We start from the raw sequence: 6,020 nt of genomic DNA, 5'->3' as shown, positions 1-6,020 counted from the left end.
GCTGCCACTCGCAGATGATCCGTCCGTTCCGTGCCGAAACCGAACGCTACGGCCACTACTCGGTCGCCGGTGAAAGCGTCTGGGATCACCCGTTCCTGTGGGGTTCCAAGCGTACCGGTCCGGACCTGGCCCGCGTCGGCGGTCGTTACTCCGATGACTGGCAACGTGCGCACTTGTACAACCCGCGCAACGTCGTCCCCGAGTCGAAAATGCCGGCCTACCCGTTCCTCGTAGAAAACAAGCTCGATGGCAAAGACACGGCCAAGAAAATGGAAGTGTTGCGCACGCTCGGCGTCCCTTACACCGACGAAGACATCGCCGGTGCGAAGGATGCCGTGAAGGGCAAAACCGAAATGGACGCGCTGGTGGCCTATCTGCAAGGCCTGGGCACCATCATCAAAAGCAAACGGTGATTCTTAATGGATATCGGGATGATTCGAGGCCTGGGCACCGTTGTCGTGATGGTTGCCTTCATCGGCCTGGCGTTGTGGGTGTTCAGCCCCAAGCGCAAGTCGGAGTTTGAAGACGCGACCTTGCTGCCCTTCGCGGATGATCCCGAAGCCATCAAGCACGTCGAGCAAGCTTCTAGGAGTAACAAAGAATGACTACATTCTGGAGTCTGTACGTCACAGTCCTCAGTCTCGGTACGATCTTTTCCCTGACCTGGCTGTTGTTGTCGACCCGCAAGGGCCAGCGCACCGAGCAGACCGACGAGACGGTCGGCCACTCCTTCGACGGGATCGAGGAGTACGATAACCCGCTGCCGAAATGGTGGTTCATGCTGTTCGTGGGCACCATCGTGTTCGCTCTGGGTTATCTGGTGCTGTACCCGGGCCTGGGCAACTGGAAAGGCCTGCTGCCGGGCTACAACTACCTCGATACCGAGAAGCAGACCGCGTTCGCCAACGGCCAGACCGGCTGGACCGGCGTTCACGAGTGGGAGAAGGAAATGGCTCGCTCGGACGCCAAGTTCGGTCCGATCTTCGCCAAGTTCGCCGCCATGCCGATCGAAGAAGTCGCCAAGGATCCGCAAGCCCTGAAGATGGGGGGCCGTCTGTTCGCCTCCAACTGCTCGGTCTGCCACGGTTCCGACGCCAAGGGCGCTTATGGTTTCCCTAACCTGACCGACGCCGACTGGCGCTGGGGCGGCGAGCCGGAAACCATCAAGACCACCATCATGGGCGGTCGTCACGCCGTGATGCCGGCCTGGGCTGAAGTGATCGGCGAACAAGGCGTGGCCGACGTGGCCGCGTTCGTGGTGAGCAATCTGGATGGCCGCAAGCTGCCGGAAGGCACCAAGGCAGACGTCGCCAATGGCCAGAAACTGTTCGCCGCCAACTGCGTGGCGTGCCACGGCCCGGCGGGCAAAGGTACGCCAGCGATGGGCGCACCTGACCTGACCCACCCGGCCGCGTTCATCTACGGTTCGAGCTTCGCCCAACTGCAGCAGACCATCCGTTACGGCCGTCAGGGCCAGATGCCTGCCCAGGAACAACTGCAAGGCAACGACAAGGTTCACCTGCTGGCGGCGTATGTTTACAGCCTGTCCCACGGTGAAAAACCGGCGGAAGCCGAGGCCCAGTAAGGCCAACGCTTGAAGCAAAAAACGGCCCCGCCAATGAGAATTGGCGGGGCCGTTTTGTTTCTGCCCTTTGAATGGCCGACCAGCGGTCAGGCTTGTCAGGCCTTCCCGGTTGTGAGACGCCGGACGCGGTAGTAACGTTGCTACATATCTTTTTCAGGAGAGGTCGCAATGATGGCCATCACCACCATTTCCAGCCGCGAATTCAATCAGGACACAAGCAGTGCCAAAAAAGCCGCGCGCAATGGGCCGGTGATCATCACGGATCGTGGCAAGCCCGCCCACGTACTGCTAAGCATTGAGGAGTACGAAAAACTCACCGGCCTCAACGCGAGCATCGTCGATCTGCTGGTCATGCCTGAAGCGGCAGACATCGAGTTCGAAACCGAGCGTGCCGTGATCACTCACCGCCCCGTGGATCTGTCCTGAATGTATTTGCTCGACACCAACGTAATTTCCGAACTGCGCAAACCCCAGGCCGACAAGAACGTTGTCGCCTGGGCCAGAACCGTCATCTCCCCTCGCATGTTTATCTCGGCCATTACGCTGAAGGAACTGGAGACCGGCGTCCTTCGCATGGAGCGCCGTGATCCGGCTCAGGGAAAGGTTCTGCGCACCTGGCTCAAGCGCCACGTGATGCCGGCCTTCGATGCGCGAATTCTGCCGGTCGATGCGGCTGTCGCCCTGCGCTGTGCCCGCATTCATGTGCCGGATCAGGCGAATGAAAGTGATGCCCTGATCGCGGCAACGGCGCTGGTCCATGGACTGACCGTGGTCACTCGCAATGTCGCCGACTTTGAATCCAGCGGTGTTGAAGTCATCAATCCATGGGACTGAGGCGTTCGCCTTACCGAAGAAAAGCCGTGCCCGAAAATGAAACGGCCCCGCCAATGGAAATTGGCGGGGCCGTTGCTTATGGGCGGCTGGCCCAGATGGACTTCACCGGAACCGTGTGCACGAAATGCGGTTTTTGCCATTCGTTGTTCTCGATCAGGTTGACGTGCAGTTGCTTGCGATCATCCGAGAAGCTCGCCGTCAGGTACGTTTGCTGGGACGTTGCGCCGCTGAGAAACATCGGCACTTTGCCCATCCAGCGCTTGCCTCCCCCTTGCGTATGGTAATGACCGGCAAAGATGGCGGTGACCTCATACTTCTCGATCATGTCCTGAAAGCGCTGTTGCTGTTGCCAGTCCCCCTGCCAGTCATCCCATTTGTGCATGTTGATGATGATGGCGTAACCCGATACCCGCGCAAGCCTTAAATCCGTTTCAAGCCAGTCCAGAGCGCTGGTGATATTGAAAGTTGTCGGATTCAACGCATGAGCAATCTTCGTGGTGTAGGTGGGCTCATTATTGAGTTGTACCAAATGAACGTCTCCGACATTTTTCGAGTACGCGAGACTGCCCGAATAACGAATATCCAGAAAAGCCCCAGTGACCTCGAGGTCAAAGTTATCCACCTTCCCCTTATGATGTTCGTTGAACTCGACAATGCTACCCGCCGCACAACTATTACTGAAACAGTCATCCACGTTATTTTCGTAATCATGATTACCCAAGCCGTACAGGTAATCACCCTTGAAGTATTTTTCCAGGGCCGATTTCATATAGGACCGCTGCCAGCCATGGCCAAAAGCAGTAATGTCACCGTTGATCATCAACGGGATTGCCGCCTGCCCTCCATGGGCGTTTCGAAACGCAGCGATACTGCCCAACTGGCTGTCCACCAGCCACTTGGCACGTTTTTCGAAGTCCGCATCGGATTCCGGCTCTCTACTGTCGGTCTTGTCAGTCCAGGGATATTGCGTGTCGGACGCGAACACCATATGCCGTGGAGCGCCCTCAACGGCATGAGCCAAAGTAACAGAAGAGAATAAACAGACACCCAGCAGAAATTTTACAACTCCATTAAAAGCCATAGCCTCGAAACTCCATTTAACTTGAATAATAACTAGCGACCGAATATCGCCAGACGCAAACATATTCGATTAAACGGAATCTTTCAAAGCCGACCACATGAGCAATTAAATAAAGTTATTTCAAAAACAAAAACAAAAACAACAGAAGGCAGGGCCACTTACTTCAATAAGACCTCTCTAAGTTCAACTACGAAAAACCGGACAACGAAGGGTCGGTTTTCGGCCATGCGTATCCCCCGGCAGCGTAACGGCGACGAATCGCCTAGACTGATTTATCGGCCGGGCAAAAAAGGGTGATCCCTCACAAGTCAATTGATTCAAGTCATTACACCATCAATTGATTTTGCCCAACGCGACCAAAGGTCGCACCCGTTCGTCGACATGACAGGCGTATCATTGCGCCACCGCAACACCCCTTTTTGACCCCGGCCGGCACGTATCGACCGAGGCATTTTTCCACTGCCGTGGGATGCAATGATGAGCAACCAGATTCCGGTACACGACGTCACGCCACCCAGCAAGAACGCGAACAACAGCGTCGACCTTTACGCCTCTCGAGAAAAAATCTACACCCGTGCTTTCACCGGCCTGTTCCGCAATCTGCGGATGATGGGCGGCGCTGCCTTGTTCCTGCTGTATTTCGGCACGGTCTGGCTGAACTGGGGCGGCCATCAGGCCGTGTGGTGGAACCTACCGGAGCGCAAGTTCTTCATTTTCGGCGCCACGTTCTGGCCGCAGGATTTCATTCTGCTTTCCGGGCTCCTGATCATTGCGGCGTTCGGCCTGTTCTTCATCACCGTGTATGCCGGCCGGGTCTGGTGCGGGTACACCTGCCCGCAAAGCGTGTGGACGTGGATTTTCATGTGGTGCGAGAAGGTCACCGAAGGCGACCGCAATCAGCGCATCAAGCTCGACAAGGCGCCGATGAGCGCCAACAAGTTCCTGCGCAAATTCGCCAAGCACGCGCTGTGGCTGCTGATCGGTTTCGTCACCGGCATGACCTTCGTCGGCTACTTCTCGCCGATCCGCGAACTGGTCTTCGAGTTCTTCACCGGGCAGGCCGATGGCTGGTCATATTTCTGGGTCGGTTTCTTCACCCTCGCCACCTACGGCAACGCCGGCTGGCTGCGTGAGCAGGTGTGCATCTACATGTGTCCGTATGCGCGCTTCCAGAGCGTGATGTTCGACAAGGACACGCTGATCGTTTCCTACGACCCGCGTCGCGGCGAAAGCCGTGGTCCGCGCAAGAAAGGCGTCGACTACAAGGCCCAGGGCCTGGGCGACTGTATCGATTGCACCATGTGCGTTCAGGTCTGCCCGACCGGCATCGACATCCGCGACGGCCTGCAGATCGAGTGCATCGGCTGCGCCGCGTGCATCGACGCCTGTGACAGCATCATGGACAAGATGGATTACCCGCGCGGGCTGATCAGCTACACCACCGAACACAACTTGTCCGGGCAGAAAACCCATAAACTGCGGCCACGCCTGATCGGCTATGCCGTGGTGCTGCTGGCGATGATCAGTCTGTTGGTGACGGCCTTTTTCATGCGTTCGCTGGTGGGTTTCGACGTCAGCAAGGACCGCGTGCTGTACCGTGAAAACGCCGAAGGCCGGATCGAAAACGTCTACAGCCTGAAGATCATGAACAAGGATCAGCGCGACCATACCTACGTGCTGGAAGCCGCCGGTTTGCCGGATCTGCGCCTGCAAGGCAAGCGCGAGATCAAGGTACCGGCCGGGGAAATCTTCAGCATGCCGGTCGAGCTGTCGAGCGCGCCTGAACAATTGCCATCGAGCACCAACGAGGTGAAATTCATCCTCAAGGATGCCGATGACGACAGTGTCCACGTAGAAGCCAAGAGCCGTTTCATCGGCCCACAAAATCGTTGAGAGAACTGAACATGCCCGCAGCAAACGCCGCAAGTCCCTGGTACAAGCACCTTTGGCCATGGATCATCATCGGGATTCTGGCCTGTTCGGTGACCCTGACGCTGTCCATGGTGACCATCGCGGTGAACAACCCGGACAACCTGGTCAACGACAACTACTACGAGGCCGGCAAAGGCATCAACCGTTCGCTGGATCGTGAGCTGCTGGCGCAGACCCTGAAGATGCGCGCTGCCGTGCATCTGGATGATGTGACCGGCGAAGTCGACCTGCGCCTGAGCGGCGACAGCCAGCCGAAAACCCTGGAGCTGAACCTGATCTCGCCGACCCAGCCGGAGAAGGATCGCAAGATCGTCCTCGCTCGCAGCGAGACTGAAACCGGCCGCTACATTGGCCAGTTGAGCGACAAGATCGAAGGTCGGCGTTTTGTTGAATTGCTGGGCACTCAGGACGACCACGTGTGGCGGATGTTCGAGGAAGAGCTGGTCAGCCATGACAAGGATTTGTTGTTGGGTGACGAGCCGCTGCAAGGCGCCGAAGACCTGAAAAAATAAGCCTTACACTGATCGTTCCCACGCTCTGCGTGGGCACGCAGCCAGGGACGCTCGGCGTCCCAGCCGAAGCGGACGC

General features: G+C 57.5%; 8 protein-coding genes. 7 read left to right on the top strand and 1 reads right to left on the bottom strand.

All coding sequences use genetic code 11. From position 1 onward, the window contains the following. From PMI24_RS05360 to PMI24_RS05340, 5 genes are all read left to right on the top strand, one after another. Positions 1–413, top strand: a 413-nt coding sequence (locus PMI24_RS05360) for a cbb3-type cytochrome c oxidase subunit II (RefSeq protein WP_007951667.1), incomplete at its 5' end; no start/stop codon positions are given. A 6-nt stretch (positions 414–419) separates the two neighbouring features. After that, the gene (locus tag PMI24_RS05355) at positions 420–605 is read left to right on the top strand and encodes a CcoQ/FixQ family Cbb3-type cytochrome c oxidase assembly chaperone (RefSeq protein ID WP_003175465.1); all 186 of its coding nucleotides are present in this window, start codon (positions 420–422) and stop codon (positions 603–605) included. After that, the gene (ccoP, locus tag PMI24_RS05350) at positions 602–1,585 is read left to right on the top strand and encodes a cytochrome-c oxidase, cbb3-type subunit III (protein WP_007951666.1); all 984 of its coding nucleotides are present in this window, start codon (positions 602–604) and stop codon (positions 1,583–1,585) included. The genes PMI24_RS05355 and ccoP overlap by 4 nt, the downstream gene beginning before the upstream one ends. Positions 1,586–1,756: 171 nt before the next feature. Beyond that, positions 1,757–2,011 (top strand): type II toxin-antitoxin system Phd/YefM family antitoxin, encoded by a 255-nt coding sequence (locus PMI24_RS05345; RefSeq protein ID WP_039770179.1) that lies wholly within the window; start codon positions 1,757–1,759, stop codon positions 2,009–2,011. Then, positions 2,012–2,419 carry a type II toxin-antitoxin system VapC family toxin gene (locus tag PMI24_RS05340; protein WP_007951664.1) on the top strand — a complete coding sequence of 136 codons (408 nt, stop codon included), beginning with the start codon at positions 2,012–2,014 and terminating at the stop codon, positions 2,417–2,419. It begins immediately after the preceding gene. A gap of 76 nt (positions 2,420–2,495) precedes the next feature. Here PMI24_RS05340 and PMI24_RS05335 read toward each other — a convergent pair whose 3' ends face one another. Continuing rightward, the gene (locus PMI24_RS05335) at positions 2,496–3,500 is read right to left on the bottom strand and encodes a metallophosphoesterase family protein (protein WP_007951663.1); all 1,005 of its coding nucleotides are present in this window, start codon (positions 3,498–3,500) and stop codon (positions 2,496–2,498) included. 477 nt (positions 3,501–3,977) lie between these two features. Here PMI24_RS05335 and ccoG point away from each other — a divergent pair, with 477 nt between their 5' ends. Further along, complete coding sequence (gene ccoG, locus PMI24_RS05330; RefSeq protein WP_007951662.1) at positions 3,978–5,393, top strand: cytochrome c oxidase accessory protein CcoG; 1,416 nt, start codon at positions 3,978–3,980, stop codon at positions 5,391–5,393. A gap of 11 nt (positions 5,394–5,404) precedes the next feature. Next, positions 5,405–5,944, top strand: coding sequence for a FixH family protein (locus tag PMI24_RS05325; protein ID WP_007951661.1), 540 nt, complete (start codon positions 5,405–5,407; stop codon positions 5,942–5,944). The last annotated feature ends 76 nt before the right edge of the window (positions 5,945–6,020 follow it).

The organism is Pseudomonas sp. GM25 (genome assembly GCF_000282255.1).
Lineage (GTDB): Bacteria > Pseudomonadota > Gammaproteobacteria > Pseudomonadales > Pseudomonadaceae > Aquipseudomonas > Aquipseudomonas aphyarum.
The sequence above is the reverse complement of the archived record's forward strand: the minus strand, read 5'-3'. Positions and strand labels throughout refer to the sequence as shown.

Excerpts from the sequence above, each read along its gene's own strand:
- PMI24_RS05355 (WP_003175465.1), top strand. The coding sequence starts at position 420 with ATGGATATCGGGATGATTCGAGGCCTGGGCACCGTTGTCGTGATGGTT.
- ccoP (WP_007951666.1), top strand. The coding sequence starts at position 602 with ATGACTACATTCTGGAGTCTGTACGTCACAGTCCTCAGTCTCGGTACG.
- PMI24_RS05345 (WP_039770179.1), top strand. The coding sequence starts at position 1,757 with ATGGCCATCACCACCATTTCCAGCCGCGAATTCAATCAGGACACAAGC.
- PMI24_RS05340 (WP_007951664.1), top strand. The coding sequence starts at position 2,012 with ATGTATTTGCTCGACACCAACGTAATTTCCGAACTGCGCAAACCCCAG.
- PMI24_RS05335 (WP_007951663.1), bottom strand. The coding sequence starts at position 3,500 with ATGGCTTTTAATGGAGTTGTAAAATTTCTGCTGGGTGTCTGTTTATTC.
- ccoG (WP_007951662.1), top strand. The coding sequence starts at position 3,978 with ATGAGCAACCAGATTCCGGTACACGACGTCACGCCACCCAGCAAGAAC.
- PMI24_RS05325 (WP_007951661.1), top strand. The coding sequence starts at position 5,405 with ATGCCCGCAGCAAACGCCGCAAGTCCCTGGTACAAGCACCTTTGGCCA.